Source organism: Pseudonocardia adelaidensis, from assembly GCF_039543345.1.
In the GTDB taxonomy this organism is placed as follows: domain Bacteria; phylum Actinomycetota; class Actinomycetes; order Mycobacteriales; family Pseudonocardiaceae; genus Pseudonocardia; species Pseudonocardia adelaidensis.
This window is the reverse complement of the sequence record NZ_BAABJO010000001.1, coordinates 325,378-342,711: the sequence shown is the minus strand read 5'-3', so window position 1 is coordinate 342,711 and position 17,334 is coordinate 325,378. Positions and strand designations below refer to the sequence as shown.

Sequence of the window (17,334 nt, the reverse complement as noted above, 5' to 3'; positions counted from 1 at the left end):
GGGTGCGTCGCGGGCTCGTGCTCATCAGTCTGTCGCTGATCACCGCGTGCACGTCGGCGCAGGGACCCACCGTCACGCAACCGCAGGCGGCATGCGACGAGGCGACGATGCAGGAGCACAGGTACGTCAGCGCGGTCGATCCGAGCGGCCGGCACTTCACCGACCAGCACGGCGCCCCCCTCCTCGTGTTCGGCGACTCCCCGTGGGCGGGCATGGTGCGCTGGTCGCCGCAGCAGGCGGAGGTGTACTTCGCCGACCGCGAGGCGCGGGGCTTCAACGCGTCGATCATCTCGATGATCGGCGCGAGCGCGAACGGTGGGCCGGACGACGACGGCCGCACCTACGACGGACTCCTGCCCTTCGACGGCGGCGAGGTCACGCGGTGGAACGAGGCGTACTGGGAGCGGGTCGACGAGTACGTCCGATCGGCGTGCGCCCACGGGAACACCCTGTTCCTGTATCCGATCGACGGCTGGACGGTGAGCACTGTCTTCCGGAACGCGACGCGTGAGGAGGCCTACCGCTACGGGGAGATGGTTGCCACCCGGTACGCGAGCTTCCCGAACATCGTCTGGATGACCGGCGGCGACCACTTCCCGAGCGATCTCTCCGGCCGGAACGACTCGCCTCGCGTGCACGACGAGCTGTTCGAGCAGGTGCTCTCGGGCATCCGGTCGACCGGCGACGTCCGACCGTTCTCCATCCAGCTCGGGTACCCGGCGTCGATCTCCACGGACAGCCCGCAGTGGGCGCCGCGCGTCGACTTCGACTTCGTCTACAGCTACCTACCGACGTACCGGGGCGTGCTGGACGCCTACCGGCGTGACCGGCTGCCGGCCCTGCTGGCGGAGGCGAACTACGAGGGCGAGAACAACCTGCCCGGCACGCCGGTGACCGGGGACGTCGTGCTGCGCCGCCAGATGGCGTGGGCGCTCACGTCGGGCTCGCCGGGCTACTTCTACGGCTCCGACGACTGGGAGCTCCTCCCCGGCTGGGAAGGGCGGCTGGACACCCCGGCTGTGGCCCAGCTGGGCCGGCTGCGGGAGTTCTTCGAGTCGTTCGACTGGTGGACGCTCACGCCGGACGAGTCGGCCGAGGTCCTCGTCGGCGGCCGCGGTGAGCCGGTCGGCGCCGACGTCGAGGTCGGGATCATGGGCAGCGACTACGTCACCGCGGCCCGGGCCGGTGGCCTGCTGGTTGCCTACGTCCCGACCGCGCGCACGGTGACCGTGGACGTGTCGAAGCTCGCGACGCCGCCGATGGCGCGCTGGGTCGATGCGGCGGATGCGCCGGCGCCTCCGGTGCAGGTCGCCGTCGACCCATCCGGAACGCTCGCCACTCCCGGCCGGAATTCGGCGGGGGGAGAGGACTGGCTGCTGCTGCTCAACCTTCAGGCGTAGCGGCGCGCTGCTTGACGAGCTTCGCGACCCCGCGGGCCCTGCTGCGGACGGACTGCGTGGCGCGCAGCGTGCCGGGAGCGGTTCGCAGTACGAGGAAGATCAGCGACGCCTTCCTGGTTCGGCGCTGCTGCAGGGCGTCCCGGACGTGCCGGCGGGCGGCGGTTGTGTCGCTGTCGCCGAGTGCCGTCCGAGCCTTGCGCATCGCCCGTTGGTACCGGAGCCGGCGCAGGCGGGCGTCCACCTCGCGCAGCACGCGGGGGTCCTGGGTCAGCCGGGGAACCTCGGCGTATGCACGCAGCTCGCTGTCCTCGTACTCCTCTTCGTCGAACCGCACACCGACCGCGGTGTCCGCGTGGAGCCGGTAGCCTGCGAGCTGCTCGGGCAGCACCCGGATGTCGCATCCGGCGGCCAGCATGCGCAGGAACATGGCGAGGTCCTCGACCTTCGGGGTGTCGCACGTGAACCCGCCACCGATCTTCCAGGCCTCGGCCCGGATCAGTGCGGTGTAGTAGAGCGCACTGCCACGGGCGAGCTCGACGATGTCGACCCGGTGGTCGAAGCCCGGTTCGATGGTCCCTCCGCTGCGTGCGCGAAACCCCGGCTCCTGCCGGGTGCCGTCGTCCAGGAACGGATAGCCGTCGATGCAGACGACGTCGATCCCGGGATGGGCGTCGAGCACTGCTCGGGTGCGTTCACAGAACGTCGGCTCGAGCCGATCGTCGCCGTGTACGACCGCGTAGTACCGCCCGCGGGCCCTCCCAGCGGCGACGTCGACCGCAGGACCCAGGCCGCGGTACTCGGCACGGACGAGGCGGACCCGCGGGTCGGAACGGTGATCGACGATCCGGGCCACCTCATCGGAATCGCCGTCGTCGACGATGATGAGCTCCCAGTCGGGGTCGGTCTGCGCTCGCACCGAGTCGATCATTTCCGCCAGGTAGGAAGCGGTGCCGTGGGCTGCGGTGAGGACGCTGACCGTTGGAGTTGTCGCGTCGGGATCCATGGCGACCAACTCGCCGTCTGTGGTGCGACTGTTACGAGTGGGGCGGGGGCGCGCATCGCGGGACGCGGCCGGCGACACGCGGCCGGACGCTGGCGGCAAGGGGTCAGACATAGCGGCGGAACACTGGTTTGACGGGCCGCCCGCCCATCCAGGGCGTGGGGTCGTCGGCGTCGAGCGCCTTGCGGTACACCCCACAGGCGTCGGCGACGACCTCGATGGTGCGGTCGATGTCGTCGTCGGTGAGGGCGGCGCTGACGACGAAGGACGGTCCGATGATTCCGCCGCCGAGCAGCTGGCGCAGGAAGAGGGTGCGGTAGGGCTGGGAGGGTTTGCCGTCGGTGTCGAGGGTGGCGAAGACGAGGTTGGAGGCGCGGCCGCGGACCTGTACGTGGTCGGCGACGTTCATGGTGGTGGTGACGTCGCGGATGCCGGCGGCGAGGCGGTCGCCGAGTGCGTGGAGCCGGTCGGTGGTGCCTTCTTCGGTGTAGGTGTCGATGACGGCGATGGCGGCGGCGAGGGAGTGGGTTTCGGCGCCGTGGGTGGTGGAGAGGAGGAAGACGCGTTCGTGGTGGGTGTGTAGGCCGCCGCGTTCCATGATGTCGCGTGTGCCGGCGAGGGCGGAGACGGCGAAGCCGTTGCCCATGGCTTTGCCGAAGGTGGAGAGGTCGGGGGTGATGCCGTAGAGGCCTTGGGCGCCGTGTTCGCTCCAGCGGAACCCGGTGATCATCTCGTCGAAGACGAGGACGGCGCCGTGGCGGGTGGCGAGCTCGCGGACGCCTTGGAGGTAGCCCTGCGGGGGTTCGGTCTGCGTGGCGGGCTCGAGGATCACGCACGCGGGCTCGTGCTGGTCGAGCACGGTTTCGAGGGCCGCCAGGTCGCCGTAGGGGAACGACACGACGTCCTGCTGCGGAATGCCGGCGGACATGGGTGTGCCGCCGATGAACCAGTCGTCGGTGGAGAAGAAGGGGTGGTCGCGGCAGAGGGCGATGGGGGTGCGGCCGGTGGCCGCGCGGGCGAGGCGGACGGCGGCGGTCGTTGCGTCGGAGCCGTTCTTCGTGAACTTGACCATCTCGGCGGTGGGCACCGTGTCGAGGAAGCGTTCGGCGGCCTCGACCTCGATGATCGACGGGCGGACGAAGTTGCTGCCTTTGTCGAGTTCGCGCCGCACGGCATTGACCACCCGTGGGTGGGCGTGGCCGAGGGTGACGGCGCGTAGGCCGGAGCCGTATTCGATGTATTCGTTGCCGTCGGCGTCCCAGACGTGGGCGCCGTGGCCGTGGGTGATGATGGGTGCGAGGTTTTCGGGGTATTGGTCGTCGCCCTTGGCGTAGGTGTGGGCGCCGCCGGGCACCGCGGCGTGCAGCCGCTCGTTGAGTGCGGCGGACCGGGGGAGTCTCATCACACGAACTCCAGACGGGGGATCGGGACGACGAGGCGAGCACCCCACTCGCGGGTGTAGGCGAGCTGTTGCGCGATCTCGGCGCGCAGGTTCCAGGGCAGGATCAGGATGTAGTCCGGCCGAACCTCGGCGAGCCGCTCCGGCGGGCGCACCGGGATGTGCGTGCCGGGCAGGTGCATCCCGTGCTTGTGCGGGTTGCGGTCCACGGTGAACGGCAGCAGGTCCTCGCGGACCCCGCAGTGGTTCAGCAGGGTGTTGCCCTTCCCCGGAGCGCCGTACCCGGCCACCGACCGGCCCTCGCGCGCCGCTCTCTGGAGGAACTCCAGCAGGCTCGTCCTGACCTCGAACACGTCGCGGGCGAACCCGGCGTGGCCCTCGACGGTGTGCAGGCCCGCTGCCCGCTCATCGGCGAGCACCTTCTCCACCATCTCCGACGGCCGGTGCTCGCCGAGCCGCGCCAACACGCGCAGCGAGCCGCCATGGGTGGACAGCTCCTCGACGTCGACGACGGTGAGCCCGGCCGTGGCGAGGGCCGCGGAGGCCGTGCGCAGGGTGAAGTACGAGTAGTGCTCGTGGTAGATCGTGTCGTACTGCCGGCCCTCGATCAGGCGCAGCAGGTGCGGGAACTCCAGCGACACGGTCCCGCCGTCGGCGACGAGCGCGCGCAGCCCGCGGACGAAGTCGAGCAGGTCGGGCACGTGCGCGAGCACGTTGTTGGCCACCACGAGATCGGCCGGGCCGTGCCGCTCGGCGATGTCCGTGCCGGTGCGCTCGCCGAGGAACACCGACTCCGTCGGCACGCCACGCGCCCGTGCGGCGTCCGCGACACCGCCGCACGGCTCGACGCCGAGAACCCGGATCCCGCGGGCCACGGCGTGCTGGAGGAGGTAGCCGTCGTTGCTCGCCGCCTCGACGACGAAGCTGCCCGCACCGAGCTCCAGCCGTGCCGCCATGTCCTCGACGAAGCGGCCGGCGTGGGCCACCCAGCTGTCGGAGTACGAGGAGAAGTAGGCGTAGTCGGCAGTGAAGATCTCCTCCGCCGCGACCAGTGCCGGCAGCTGCACGAGTAGGCAACGTTCGCAGATCCGCACGTGGAGCGGGTAGAAGGTCTCCGGGGCGTCGAGCTGGTCGGGCCGCAGGTAGCTCTCGCACGGCGGGGACGCCCCGAGGTCGACGAAGGTGCGCGTGAGCGGCGCGGCGCACAGGCGGCACGCAGGGTTCACCGGATGTCTCCTCGTTGGGGGCGGGACCGACGCGGTCGGCGGCTGACTCGGCCCTCCGCCGCACGCCGTTACGGCAGTGGCGAGTGTTAACAGCCCTGGTGGGCGGCCCGACTAGAAGCTCGGAACGGGTGGGCGCAGCAGGGAGGTACAGCGGTGAAGGTCGTGCTCTTCTGCGGCGGCTACGGAATGCGGATGCGTGACGGCATCTCGGACACGCCGAAGCCGATGGTGCAGGTCGGGCCGCGGCCGTTGCTCTGGCACGTCATGCGCTACTACGCCCACTACGGGCACAAGGACTTCATCCTGTGCCTGGGGTACGGCGGGCACCACATCAAGCAGTACTTCCTCGACTACCAGGAGACGGGCTCCAACGATTTCGTCCTCCACGGTGGCGAGGTGCGGCTGCTCACCAGCGACATCGCCGACTGGTCGATCACGTTCGTCGACACCGGCCTCGAGTCCCCCATCGGCGAGCGGCTGCGCCGGGTCAGGAGCCTGCTCGAGGGCGAGGAGATGTTCCTCGCGAACTACGCCGACGTGCTCACCGACGCCCCCATCGACGCGATGGTCGACCAGTTCGCCGCCACCGACGCGGTGGGGCAGCTGCTCGCGGTGCCTCCGCAGGCCGCGTTCCACGTGGTGGAGGTGGACGAGGGCAACCGCATCGGGGCGATCACCGCGCTGCGGGACATGCGGCTGCAGGAGAACGGCGGGTACCTCGTGCTGCGTCCGGAGGTCTTCGACTACCTGCCGGAGAACTGCGACCTCGTGGCCGACGCCTGCGCGGTGCTGGCCAAGGAGGGCCGGCTGGCTGCGTACCCGTACAGCGGGTTCTGGCAGCCTGCGGACACGCTGAAGGAGCGGATCGCGCTCGAGGCCATGTACCAGGCCGGGAGCACGCCCTGGATGCCATGGCGCACCGATCTGCCGACGGTCGCCGCGCCCATTATGAGCGCGGCTGCGAATTGATCAGGGAGCCCCGGCGCACGTGGCTGGGTGGCTGGAGATCCGCGCTATGGGCGTCGGTGGTCTGCTCGGCGTCGGTCGGGTGATCTCGACCTCTGCGCTCACCGTAGGCCTGATCGGCCTGTACCTGTCCCGGGGCAGCGGCCGGCGTCACCGCTCGCGAGGTGATCGCGCCGCGGCTGGCGCGGTCGTCATGGCGGCGATCGGCGCGCTCAGAACGTGGTCCGCTCGGCGCCTCCGCCGACGCCCCTGCTCTGTGCCTGCGCGCCGATGACCCCGTTGCGGTGCTCAATGCCGAGGTCGGGGGTAGTCGTCGCGGCCGGGCGGGACGCCTGGCGCTGCCGCGACCTCGAGGCGCGCACGGCGATCGGGCCGCCCGCTACCACGGCGTGCTGGTCCATCCGACGCCGCCGCGGACCGCTCGGTCGCTCGGCCAGCGCGACGCCGTGATGGTCGCCGACCTGCGAGATCGCCGACCACGAGGTGCCAAGCCGGGTCGGGGCCAGGTCAAGAGCGATGCGCTCCACCAACGAGCTGATCGGCGGCAACGTCGCCGACCTCATCGCGACGTTCCGCGACCGGCCCAGGTCCGAGGCCAGCTCCGCGACGAAGCTGATCGACGTCGGCTACTCGGTCTGGTACTAGAGCCCGACTTCGTGATCTTGCTGGTGGAGGTGGGTGGGGAACGTTGGACGGCCACCGCATGATGATCATCAGTTGTGTGGACATCAGAAGATCGCGCGGTGGCCGCGGGCCACAGCGTAGAGGCCGGCCTGCGGCCGGCGTTGGAAGGTCAACTTTTCGATCGGGTCGCCGGTCGGTTCCCGCGGGTGGAGGAGACCCGGCGGCACGTCCCCGGGTTCGTGCGCGGGATGCTCGCGGAACTGCCGCGTAAGTCGTGCTGGAGCATCGCCGAGCACGAGGGTGAGGCCACCCCCGAACGCGATGCAGCACCTGCTCGGCCGGGCGGTCTGGGACACCGACGGGGTGGCCGCGGGTCTACGCGGGTTCATCGCGACCCACCTGGGCGAGCCCGACGCGGTGCTGATCGTGGACGAGTCCGGCGACCGTCGCCGGCACCCGCTGGCGCATTCGAGACAGCTGCACTACCAGGCCTGCAGAGCAGAACCCGCGTCAAGTTCTCGTTCACGTCGGAAAGCACCGCCCACGCACCTTCTGTAGTTGCACGCGCACTAAGAGTTCTAATTGACGTCAAACTGACACAGAGGCGGCTAGCCGGCTAACGCAGCCGGGCCACTCGAACGACTGATGGCGTGACGCGGCCGCTCGGAAGATCAAGGGAGCGTCACCATGCGAACGTTGCGCCGCACACCACAGTGGTCGAGGCTTGTCGCACCCAGCGTGGCGGGAGGACGTGTCGTCCGCGACGTGGCCGTCGGCACTCTCGCGCTGGGCGTCCTGGTCGCAGGATGCTTCTACGCGCGGGACGCCGTCGCGTTGAAGGTCGTGATGCTCGTCATGGCCATCTTCACCGCGGCGGCGGCAGCGATGGCGGCGATACTTGCGGGAATCTGCGCGCGGTTGACCGGCGATGCCCGCAGCGGCTGGCTGAGCGGTGTGCTCGGCATCTACAGCCTGGTGGCCGTCCCGGCCGCCACGATCAACATCCTGGCAGTCGCCTGGCCGGGATGGGTCCGCGCCATCCAGTTCCTCGCCCATTGCGCCGTGGCAGCCCTGCTGATCGTGGCGACCGTCGCTCCGCAGACCGTGGAGGGCTGGAGAGGGGCGGGCTTGCTCGTCGGTACAACCGCTGTGACCGCCGCAACCGCCTTCATCGGGCTCGCCGTCCCGAACGTCTTGGTGACAGTGACGGGCTGGCCGCCTCTGCGGCTTGCCGTCGGCGTGGTCTGGGTGGGTGCCGCGATCATGCTGTCCGCCCTGTTGGCCCGGCGACATGCCTGGGCGTTGTGGTACGTCCTCGGCGGCATCGCGATCATCGGAGCGGCACACAGCGCCCTGGTTGCCCTGGCATCGTCAGCGGTCACCGACCTTGGCCTCGCGTTCTCCACCGTCCGGCTCGCGGCGACGGTTCTCGTGCTCGGGGGCGTGGCTCGCTTGGCCCACGATGCGCTGGCGCGTCGCGACGTGGACTTCGAGCAGCAGGAGGAAGAGCTCCGGCTCGCGCAGATCCGACTCGATCGCACGGCCGAGCGCGACCATGAGCTGCGCACTGGCCTCGCCGGGCTCATTGGCGCGACGAGGATCATGGGCGCGGAGGCGCCGGACACCGAAACGACGACGCTTGGCTCGGCCCTGGCCTCCGAGCTCAGCCGGCTCGACGACCTTCTGCAGACATCGACGAACTTCTGCCGAAACGGATCGACGACGTCGAGTTATGCCCTGGCTCCGGTGTTCGCCGGGCTGGTGGCCCTCCGCAGATCTTCGGGGATGGATGTCCGATTGGACATCGAGCCTGGTTTACGGACCCAAGGGTCGTCCGAAATGCTGGCAGAAGTGATCACGAACCTCCTCGACAACGCAGCACAGCATGCTCCCGGCAGTCCGCTGCGGATCAGCGCTCTTCAGGAGTCAGGGCACGTCGTCGTCCGTGTCCGTGACTTCGGTCCCGGCGTTCCGGCCGGTCAGGAGGCAGCGGTGTTCGACCGCGGTGTCCGTGATCGGTGGTCGAGGGGCTCCGGTTTGGGCCTGCACATCTGCCGCGACCTGCTGGCCGCTGACGGCGGAACTATCTCGATCAGGCGCTCGACTCCCGACTGTCCGGGGTGCACCGTCGTCATCCGACTCCCAAGCCCGGTGACGTCTGGCGTGACGGATCGGCTCCTCTCGAGACTGTCCTCGGCGGCGTCGTGAGCGACGCGACCGGACTAGGGCCACAGCTCGAGCGGAGGCGGCCCGCCGCGTCCGGCTACCCGGTCCTTGTCATCGACGACCACGAGCTGTTCAGCACGTCGCTGACCATGGCACTGCGTCGCGAGGGTTTCGACGCACACACGCTGCCGGTCGCTGATGTGCACGACTTCCTCGGGCGCGAGGCCGTTGGTCCAACCGGTCTCGTTCTGCTCGACCTGGACCTCGGCCAGGACGCCGAAGGCCATTACGTGAACGGTGCGGACCTCGTGAGTCGCCTCAGGACCCTCGGATGGAAGGTCCTCGTCGTCAGCGGAGGTACTGATCGGCGCGGTGTCGCTGCGGCGATCGCCTCGGGTGCCATTGGCTCCGTACCGAAGTCACGATCCCTCGACGTGCTGGTCGGCACAGTGAAGACCGCGGCGTCCGGGGATCCCGTGATGACGGACGCGGAGCATCAGGGCTGGCTCGAACGGCATCGTCGGTACCTGGCTCAGGAGCAGGACCTCTCCCGTCGGCTTTCGCGGCTGAGCCCGCGTGAGCTGGAGGTGCTGGAGCTGCTCACCGAGGGCATGCGCGCGGCTGCGATCGCCGAGCACTTCGTCGTGAGCATGCCGACAGTCCGGACACAGATTCGATCCATCCTCGCGAAGCTGGCGGTCGGTTCCCAGCTCGAGGCAGTCGCGCTGTTCCGGCAGCAGGCCGAGACGGTGGACCGGAGCGGGCGGCGCGTTGGGTCGCAGCATCGTCACGAATGATGGACGATTCCAGCGGAGAGTGCCTCGCGGGCAGCGGGCCCCGACCCGCGCCAGGCGTGCTCGCCGAGTAGCTCGGAGAGGCGGGACTCGCGGTGGCGGGTGCGGGCGGTCATGCGGATGCAAATCTGCTGGGCGCCGGCCCCTTGCAAAGTTGGGAGCTGCGGCCGCCGCGACCGTTGCGGGCGGGCGTCGAAAATCTACGGATGCAACCGTTGGGCGCGAGCCGCGGCGGTGCCGATGAGGAGCGCGACTTCGACTTCGTCAGCTCCAGACCGATCGACTCGTGCTTGCGGGTCGGTGATGCGCAGAGGTCGATCTCGCAGCGGACGGTTCGCGGACGCTCCGGATCACCTCCACCGGACCGTATGAAGGCTGCGGCGGGTCGAGCGTGGTCTACGGCTCGCTCGCCGGCTGGCCGATCGCGGTGCCATGCTGACCGCGGTCGATCCCCCGATCGACCCGGAGCAGGTTTTCTCGTTCGTCCAGGTGGTGCCGCTCACTTCGAATCCACGCCGCTGTTGTAGCAAGCCCGATGTGTAGCGGAGTCGGAGCCGGCAGGCCGAGGTCATCGCGCGCTCGGCTCACGTCCAGGCAGCTCCGCCGCACCTCACCCGGGCGCGGCGGCAGGAAGTCGGGCGCCGCGGCGATCGGATCGATCTCCAGCATTTCGGTGACGGTCGCCAACAGATCGAGCACGCTGACCTCCGTGCCGGAGCCGATGTTGTACTCGTGGTGGGTGATGGATCTGCGGGCGCCAGCGGCTAGGTTGGCCTTCGCCACGTCCTCAACGAAGACGTAATCGCGGGTCTGGCAACCGTCACCGAACACCTTAAGCGAGCAGGTATGCCGGCCATCCGGGACCTCATCGCCGCGCACGCGCCGTGCCTGCTCGTGCGGTACGCGTTCTGATCGCCCGACACCTCACTCGCCGGCCGTCATCAAAAATGACGATGCCGCCCGCAGGGGCGGACAATAGACTTTCGGAGCGGCCCGGACCATGCCGCGGTGGCCGAGGCGGGAACTGAATCACCCATCGTGTGAGCCAGAGGGCGCATGCGGCGGAGAATCGTCCCTTTAGTAGCCGCGCCAGAGGATCTCGCGGCGGCGCCTCTATGGCATGGCCGGACCCACAGCGGGGTGAGGTGGCATGCCATCACAGCGTGTACGCGCGCGACTGTTCAAGACGCGCTGGACGCATGTGGTGCGGGATGTGACGATTATCGGGACGGTGCTGGCCGTCGCGGTCCTCGTGTACCCCCCGTGGGGGGGCCGCTGGCCGACCGGCTTTGACTTGGTGACGGCTGTGGTCACCGCGGCCGGATGCGCGATCGCGGGGATGCTCGCGGTGCTGGCCGCTCGGCTTAAGAACGATCGTCGGACCGGCTGGCTCAGCATGGTGCTCGGCTGCTACAGCCTCTTCGCCATGCCGGCGGCGACCCTCGGACTGGTCGAGCCCGTGCCGGCGCTGAGTGCAGTCCGACTGCTGGTCCACACGCTGGTCGTGGTCCTGTTGAGCATCGCGATGGTGGCCCCGCGCCCACCGACCGGGGGCTGGCAGGTGGGGAGCGCCGTCCTCGGCGCCTCGGTACTTGTCGTCGGTGTCGCGGTGTGGGGAGCGTCGTTCCCCGCGGCGCTGAGTTCCGTTATAGCGAACGACCCGCTGGTGCGCGTCCTCGACGGCCTCTGGGCCGGACTCGGGCTGCTGATCGCCGTGCTCGCGGCACGCCGCGGCGATCGGCCGTCCTGGTGGATCGGACTGGGAATCGCCGTCCTCGGCGCCGCACACCTCGGCTCGCCGACGGCGGGAGTGGGCGAACTGGCGTTCCCGGACGTCCGGCTGGTCGGCCTGGCCCTCGTGTTGTTGGGGACGTCGCGGCTGGTGCACGGCGTGCTCGAACGTCTCGAGGAGGAGCGCGCGACCCAGGAGGAGGAGCTGCGGCTCGCGGACATCCGGATGGTCCGCACAGCGGAGCGCGACCACGAACTGCGCAGCGGCCTGGCCGGACTGGCCGGTGCGACGAGGCTGCTGCGGACGGTCCCCGAGCCGGAGCGACACGATCTCGACACCGTCCTGCTCGGCACCATCGTCGCGAAGGAGCTGAGTCGGCTCGACGAGCTGCTTCAGGCGCCGGTTGGCCCGGCACGCGGCGCCCTGCCGACCTGCTACACCGTGGAACCCGTACTGGCAGGCCTCGTGGCACTGCGCCGCTCGTCCGGGATGCATCTCGATCTTCGGGTCGAGCCGGGGCTGTGGGCGCGCGGCTCCTCCACCGTCCTCGCGGAGGTGGTCACCAATCTGCTGTCCAACGTCGCAGAACACGCGCCAGGCAGCCCCGTGTGCGTCAGCGCCACCGACCAGGGGGACGAGGTCGAGCTCCGGATCCGTGACTTCGGCCCAGGCGTCGCTCCCGGCCGCGAGCGCGCGGTGTTCGAGCGCGGGGTCCGCGATGAGCGATCGGACGGCCTCGGGCTCGGTCTACACGTGAGCCGCACGCTGGTCGCGAGCGAGAACGGGTCGATCGCCATCGATCCCCCTGCCCCAGACAGCCCGGGCTGCACGGTGGTCATCCGACTGCCAGCCGCGTCCGCGTCCGAACGGCCCGCCGTGACCGCCCTGACGAACGCGTCGTGAACGCACCCCGCACCTGTCGCTCCACGCCCAGTGCGGCCGGCTACCCCGTCCTGGGCATCGACGGCCACGAGTTGTTCCGAACGTCGCTGACGATTGCCCTGCGCAACGTGGGATTCAATCCGCGGACCGTCCAGGTGGCCTCCATCCCGACCCTTCTCCCGGACGGCGAGCCGCGGGCAGCCGGGCTGGGGGTGCTGGACCTCGACCTCGGCCAGGACGGCGCCGGGCGGTGGGTGAACGGCGCCGACCTGGTGGAGGGACTGCGCGCGGGGGCCTGAAGGTGCTCGCCGTCAGCGGGAGTGTCAACCGCGGGGGTCGCGGCGGCCACCGCGGCGGAGGCGATCGGCTCGGTACCGAAGCCGCCGTCGTTCGACGTGCTGCTCGACGCTGTGCTGAGGACCGCGAGCGGGGAGCTCACCCGCTCGCCTACGTGCTGGTCGACCTGCCCGTGGAGCTGGTCGGGCTCCGCTCGGAGCGGGTCCTGCGGCTCCCGCGCCCGCCGCGGCCGCCCGGCACCACCGGGCGCCCGCCCCGCCACGGCCCGGAGATGGCCCTGAACCGGCCCGCCACCTGGCCCGAACCGGCGCACATCGCGCGCGCCGAGACCATCCGCTACGGCACCGCGGTCGTGAGCAGCTGGAACCTGGTCCACCCCCGCTCACACGGCGCACCTGCATTGATCGACCTCCTTGAGGCCCGGGGGAAGGCGACAGCGTCCATTTCGCCGTTCCTCGCTCACCTACATGTCGTTGACGCCCAGCAGACGTTTCACACCGCTTCGCAGCGCGCGGCCGACGAGCGTGTAGGGCAGCCGCTCGATACGGAACTCGGTATAAGGGATGGCGGTGGCCCCGAAACGCTCCTTGAACGTTGATACGCCAGTTGAGTCGCCGGACTCCCCCAGGTGCAGCCGGGTGCATCCGTGCGCGTGGGCCAGCTGAATCGCGGTCCACTGCAGAATTGTGGCCGCGCGGCTCCATGAAGCTACGCTGATGTCGATCGCGGCGCGGATGTCGTGCGCGGTCCGCCCGAGAAGGGTGATGTTGGAGGCGGCCGGGCGATCGCCGACGAACGCGACCTGCACGACCATTGCTTCGCCGAGGTGGCGCGCCATCGTCTGCAGCTTGTGCAGGTCGTCGCGTTGCTTGGCTCGCCAGATAGCCAGGAGCCTCGGCTCGTGCTGCCGCTGTGCCCATCGTTGCACCGAGGTCAGGTAGAGCTCGTAATGCATGGGTAGCAGGCGACCCGTGCAATCGGTTTCTACCCGGGTGACCCGCCGGCGGGCTTGTCGGATGTGTTGACGAGTGGAATCCGACATCCGCGCCAGCGCTCTGTCGAGGTCGCCGGTCAGGTCGAGTACATGCGCGCGGCGCGCAATGGCGCGGGTGGTGAAACTGGGGGCGATAGATGGCGACCACAGTGGCGCCTGCAGCGGATCGGGTCGGATCCAGATCCGGGCGGCGGCCACCCGCCGGAGGTCGGCGAGCACCGTTGCGGTGACATCACGGTCAATGCCGGCGCCGAGCACCCCGCCAATGCCCCAGGCCGGCGGATAGGAACTCAACCATCCGCCGGCACCCGTGGGGCCGCCGCGGCGAACCAGCGGAAGCACGAAGCGGCGACCGTCGAGGAAGACGTACAACCGGCTCGCCTCCTCGTGCCCGCCCGCAGCGCAGATCGTGTCAAGCCACGCTGGCGTCTGGTCGGGGAGGGCGTTGTCGTCGTTGGCGAGAATGTCGTTCCAGGCGTGGCGCGGGGCAGGGCAGGTCACGCTGACCCGCGACAGCAAGTCGCGGTCCGACAACCCAAGGCCGGGTTCGGGTCCACTGCTGGTGATCTGTCTTGATCTGACGGGCCAAGAACGCATCCGATCCTCCCACCGATGTGCCGCATCATTCGATGTCATGCGAGGCCCAGCCGCCTCGTTTGCCCCGGTCTCACCGCCCGATGGGTCACCCTTCGTCATCATTGGTTATGTACACGCGGACATAGTCCACCAGCATTGTCGCCGGAAAGGTCGTCGCTTCGTCGGGGTCGCCCGGCCAATCACCACCGACCGCTAGGTTGATCAGAACGTAGAAGGGGTGGTCGAATACCCATTTCTCCTCGCCGGCTTGAGCTTTGGTCAGCGCCCGGGTGGTTCGTCCATCGATTTGCCAGTCAATACGGTCAGGCGTCCAGTGGATTGCGTAGGTATGCCAGTCGGCGACCGACTGCCCGGCCGGTAGCCGGGCGGGCCCGCCGAACTCGAGTCCGGGACCATGGGCGTGTTGTTGGACTTGACCGGGTTGGTCGCCCAGTACTTCCATCACGTCGATCTCGCCGGCGTTGGCCGTGCCGGACCAGGTGATGTTCTCCCCGACGAGCCAAAAGGCTGGCCAGATTCCTTTTCCGATAGGCGTCTTGATGCGCGCCTCGAAGTGCCCATATCCCTGAGCGAATAGCGCGAGTTGTGGTTGGCGGGTGGTGAACTTGGCGCTGGTGTACTGGCAGGGGCCATACCAACAGGTCAGGTTCGACGATTCTCGGCGTGCGATGATGGCGAGGTGGCCGGCGCCATCGAGATGCGCGTTCCCGGTGCTGCGGGTGTAGTACTGCAACTGCTTGTCGCCCCAACCGGTGCCCCCCGTGTCATGCAGCCATCGCATCTGGTTGGGCGCTGCGCCGGCGCCCTCGAATTCGTCGTCGAAGGTCAGGGTCCAGCCCGCCGGTGCGGGTGGCGGCCCACTCGGCGGGGGCGGCCCACTCGGCGCGAGAGGCGCCGCGCAGGCGGTGGCGAGCAGCGCGGCCAGCCAGGTGAGCAACGTGACGAACATGCGCGGATACCTGCCGGTGGCTGCGCGGCACCCGGCAGGACGCGGACACCTCGACCGGGATGATCCTGCCGGGTCGAGCGGGCGAGCTGGCCAACCCGCGGGTGGGAGTCGACCTATGGTGTGGCGACGACCCGGACCCGGGCGCAGAGCTCGACCCGGATTGCCGCGTGGCCCGGACACGCGCCGGTCAGGGGATGGTGACCAGGGCAACGCCGCGAGGACCGCGGCCGAGATCGGTCGTGGTTCGCCGCACCGCCATGGTCTGGGTGTCGATCACGGCGAGGTCGTTGGAGTACATGTTCACGGCGTAGGCCTCCATTCCCTGGGGATTCATGACGATCTCCGACGGCGCGATTCCGGCCGGTGCCGGAGGGGGCAGTACCCGCAGTGCTCGGGTGTCGATCGCGCGCACGTCCGAGGAAACTTGATCGGCGACGAACAGGCGGGCGCCGTCCGGGCTGATCGCTAGCGCACAGGGATAGCGGCCGACCTTGATCGGTTTGTCGACGACCAGGTTCGTGCGGGTGTCGATGACCGAGATATCGTCGGAGTTGAGGTTCGCGACGTAGATCCGGCTCCCATCCGGGCTCACCGCGATCGGTGCCGGCCCCGCTCCGACCGCGATCGGGTCTCCCACCGGCGCCAGAGCGTCGGTGTCGATCACGCGGACGTCGTTCTGGTACTGGTTGGTCACGTAGAGGCGAGCGCCGTCCGGGCTGACCGCGAGACCCGCCGGTGCGTCACCCGTTCCGATCGGCTCTCCGATCATGCGCAGGCCGGCGGCGTCGAAGACACGGACATCATCGGATTCACCGTCGGCGACGTACACCCGATCTCCGCCCGGGCTGAGGGCGACGGCGGAGGGATAGAGTCCCACGGTGATCGGATCACCGACTGTGGCGCGGGTGCGGAGGTCGACGACCTGCATCGAGTTCGACGTTGGGCTGATCACATAGGCCCTGCGTCCGTCCGGGCTGACCGTCACCGCCGACGGAAATCCCCTGAGCGGGATGGGGGCGCCGACCTGGGTGAGCGACCGGGTGTCGACCAGACGCAGGTCCCCGGACGTCGCGCCGACGACCACCGCGTAGGTTCCGCCCGGCGGCGGCAACGAGGACGGGCTCGGCGGGGCGGCGGCGCAACCGGCCAACGCCAGCATCACGACCATGATCACTGTCACGGCGGCCGGAGTGCTGCGGCTCGTGTCACGCATCACGAAACCCGATCGATCGTTTCACGGCGGCCCGAAACAGACGGTCCGCGCGACTGACCGGCACGCGTTCGATCAGGTATTCCGCGTACTGGTGGCACTCCGCCCCGAAATGGCCCTTGAACCGGGACAGCCCTGGCGAGGTTCCCGACTCCCCCATCTGATAAACGTGGCAGCCACTGTCGCATGCCTCCTCGATGGCGATCTTGTGCAGGAGGTAGTTGGCATACGACTGCGCGGCGAGCGCCTTGTCCATCGCGCCGCGGGTGTAGTGCGCAACGTGCGCGTTGCGCAGCACGAGGATCGCCGCGGCGGGGTGCCCTCGGTACCACGCCACCGAAATGCGGCATTGCGGGCCCAGCTTGTCGGCCAGAGCACGGAACTTCTCGACCGGGTCGCGCCTGCCGCCTCGACGTCGGGCCAACCACCGTGGTTCGTGTTGTTGCTCGGCCCAGCGATCGAACGAGCGCGCCAGCAGGGCGTGGAACACCTCCACCAGCTCGCCCGAGGTGTCTGTGCGCACCACCACGCCGAGTCGCTCCGCGCGGCGGACTTTGGTGCGGGTCCCGGAACGGAAACGCTGGCGCCAGACCGCGTCGAATCCGCCGGCCAGGTCGAGCACGTGCGCCTGGCACGCGGCCGCGCGCACCCACCGGTGGTCGGCCACGGCCCGCGACCAGATCGAGGCGTGTAAGGGATTCGGCCGTAGCCGTACGCGGCACATCAACGGTTCAGAGAGATCATCGAGCACTGCACTCGCGAGATCGTCGGTCAGGCCGTGCGGTGCGATCAGACCGCCGAAGCCCCAGCTTTTCGGCATGGACTGCAGGGCTGCCAGCGCGCTCGGCACGCCCGTTCGGCGGACCAGCGGCAGTATGGCTTGCCGCCCGTCGGGCATCTGGTAGACGCGGCTCGCGTCGCGGTAACCCGCGTCCGCGCACAGACACTCGATCCACTCCGGGCCTTGGCTGGGGAGGGCGTCGCGGTCCGCGCCCAGCAGTTGGTGCCACATGTCGCGTGCCACGGGGGTGTGCACGGTCGCCGACGATCGGGGAAGCGGGCGAGCCGAAGTCGCGCCGGGGAGACGCATGGGGGCCT

15 protein-coding genes are annotated in these 17,334 nt (G+C 69.5%); 7 read left to right on the top strand and 8 right to left on the bottom strand.

Annotation, left to right across the window (positions count from 1 at the left end; genetic code table 11):
- The first annotated feature begins 2 nt into the window (after positions 1-2).
- Positions 3-1,400 (top strand): apiosidase-like domain-containing protein, encoded by a 1,398-nt coding sequence (locus tag ABEA81_RS01585; RefSeq protein WP_345602703.1) that lies wholly within the window; start codon positions 3-5, stop codon positions 1,398-1,400.
- Here ABEA81_RS01585 and ABEA81_RS01580 read toward each other — a convergent pair.
- From ABEA81_RS01580 to ABEA81_RS01570, 3 genes are read right to left on the bottom strand one after another with little or no spacing between them, the layout of a single operon-like run.
- Positions 1,384-2,481 carry a glycosyltransferase family 2 protein gene (locus tag ABEA81_RS01580; RefSeq protein ID WP_345602702.1) on the bottom strand — a complete coding sequence of 366 codons (1,098 nt, stop codon included), beginning with the start codon at positions 2,479-2,481 and terminating at the stop codon, positions 1,384-1,386. The two genes, ABEA81_RS01585 and ABEA81_RS01580, sit on opposite strands and share 17 nt — an antisense overlap.
- Before the next feature lie 25 nt (positions 2,482-2,506).
- Positions 2,507-3,802, bottom strand: a complete 1,296-nt coding sequence (locus ABEA81_RS01575) for a glutamate-1-semialdehyde 2,1-aminomutase (protein WP_345602701.1) — start codon at positions 3,800-3,802, stop codon at positions 2,507-2,509.
- Complete coding sequence (locus ABEA81_RS01570; RefSeq protein WP_345602700.1) at positions 3,802-5,025, bottom strand: class I SAM-dependent methyltransferase; 1,224 nt, start codon at positions 5,023-5,025, stop codon at positions 3,802-3,804. The genes ABEA81_RS01575 and ABEA81_RS01570 overlap by 1 nt, the downstream gene beginning before the upstream one ends.
- A gap of 153 nt (positions 5,026-5,178) precedes the next feature.
- On the opposite strand from ABEA81_RS01570, the gene ABEA81_RS01565 reads away from it, so the two are divergent.
- The 4 genes from ABEA81_RS01565 (at position 5,179) to ABEA81_RS01550 (ending at position 9,578) form a co-directional block, all read left to right on the top strand.
- Complete coding sequence (locus ABEA81_RS01565) at positions 5,179-5,994, top strand: glycosyltransferase family protein (RefSeq protein WP_345602699.1); 816 nt, start codon at positions 5,179-5,181, stop codon at positions 5,992-5,994.
- Positions 5,995-6,507: 513 nt separating this feature from the next.
- Positions 6,508-6,636 (top strand): hypothetical protein, encoded by a 129-nt coding sequence (locus ABEA81_RS01560; protein ID WP_345602697.1) that lies wholly within the window; start codon positions 6,508-6,510, stop codon positions 6,634-6,636.
- Between the two features lie 744 nt (positions 6,637-7,380).
- Positions 7,381-8,823: a sensor histidine kinase gene (locus ABEA81_RS01555; protein WP_345602695.1), complete on the top strand. Its 1,443-nt coding sequence runs from the start codon at positions 7,381-7,383 to the stop codon at positions 8,821-8,823.
- A complete protein-coding gene (locus ABEA81_RS01550; protein ID WP_345602694.1) occupies positions 8,820-9,578 on the top strand; it encodes a LuxR C-terminal-related transcriptional regulator in 759 nt (252 codons plus the stop codon). Before ABEA81_RS01555 ends, ABEA81_RS01550 begins: the two co-directional genes overlap by 4 nt.
- A gap of 393 nt (positions 9,579-9,971) precedes the next feature.
- On the opposite strand, the gene ABEA81_RS01545 is transcribed toward ABEA81_RS01550, so the two are convergent.
- Positions 9,972-10,454, bottom strand: coding sequence for an NAD-dependent epimerase/dehydratase family protein (locus ABEA81_RS01545; RefSeq protein WP_345602693.1), 483 nt, complete (start codon positions 10,452-10,454; stop codon positions 9,972-9,974).
- A 418-nt stretch (positions 10,455-10,872) separates the two neighbouring features.
- Between ABEA81_RS01545 and ABEA81_RS01540 the strand changes: the two genes are divergently transcribed.
- Positions 10,873-12,210, top strand: coding sequence for a sensor histidine kinase (locus tag ABEA81_RS01540; RefSeq protein WP_345602692.1), 1,338 nt, complete (start codon positions 10,873-10,875; stop codon positions 12,208-12,210).
- Positions 12,211-12,317: 107 nt separating this feature from the next.
- Positions 12,318-12,488, top strand: a complete 171-nt coding sequence (locus tag ABEA81_RS01535; protein WP_345602690.1) for a hypothetical protein — start codon at positions 12,318-12,320, stop codon at positions 12,486-12,488.
- A gap of 461 nt (positions 12,489-12,949) precedes the next feature.
- On the opposite strand, the gene ABEA81_RS01530 is transcribed toward ABEA81_RS01535, so the two are convergent.
- The 4 genes from ABEA81_RS01530 to ABEA81_RS01515 all read right to left on the bottom strand — a co-directional run bounded on the left by ABEA81_RS01530 (position 12,950) and on the right by ABEA81_RS01515 (position 17,272).
- Positions 12,950-13,999, bottom strand: coding sequence for a GNAT family N-acetyltransferase (locus ABEA81_RS01530; protein ID WP_345602688.1), 1,050 nt, complete (start codon positions 13,997-13,999; stop codon positions 12,950-12,952).
- Positions 14,000-14,162: 163 nt separating this feature from the next.
- On the bottom strand, positions 14,163-15,026 hold the full coding sequence (locus ABEA81_RS01525; RefSeq protein WP_345602687.1) for a glycoside hydrolase family 16 protein: 864 nt from the start codon (positions 15,024-15,026) through the stop codon (positions 14,163-14,165).
- Between the two features lie 187 nt (positions 15,027-15,213).
- A complete protein-coding gene (locus ABEA81_RS01520; RefSeq protein WP_345602686.1) occupies positions 15,214-16,239 on the bottom strand; it encodes a YncE family protein in 1,026 nt (341 codons plus the stop codon).
- Complete coding sequence (locus ABEA81_RS01515) at positions 16,232-17,272, bottom strand: GNAT family N-acetyltransferase (protein WP_345602684.1); 1,041 nt, start codon at positions 17,270-17,272, stop codon at positions 16,232-16,234. The genes ABEA81_RS01520 and ABEA81_RS01515 overlap by 8 nt, the downstream gene beginning before the upstream one ends.
- Positions 17,273-17,334: the final 62 nt, after the last annotated feature.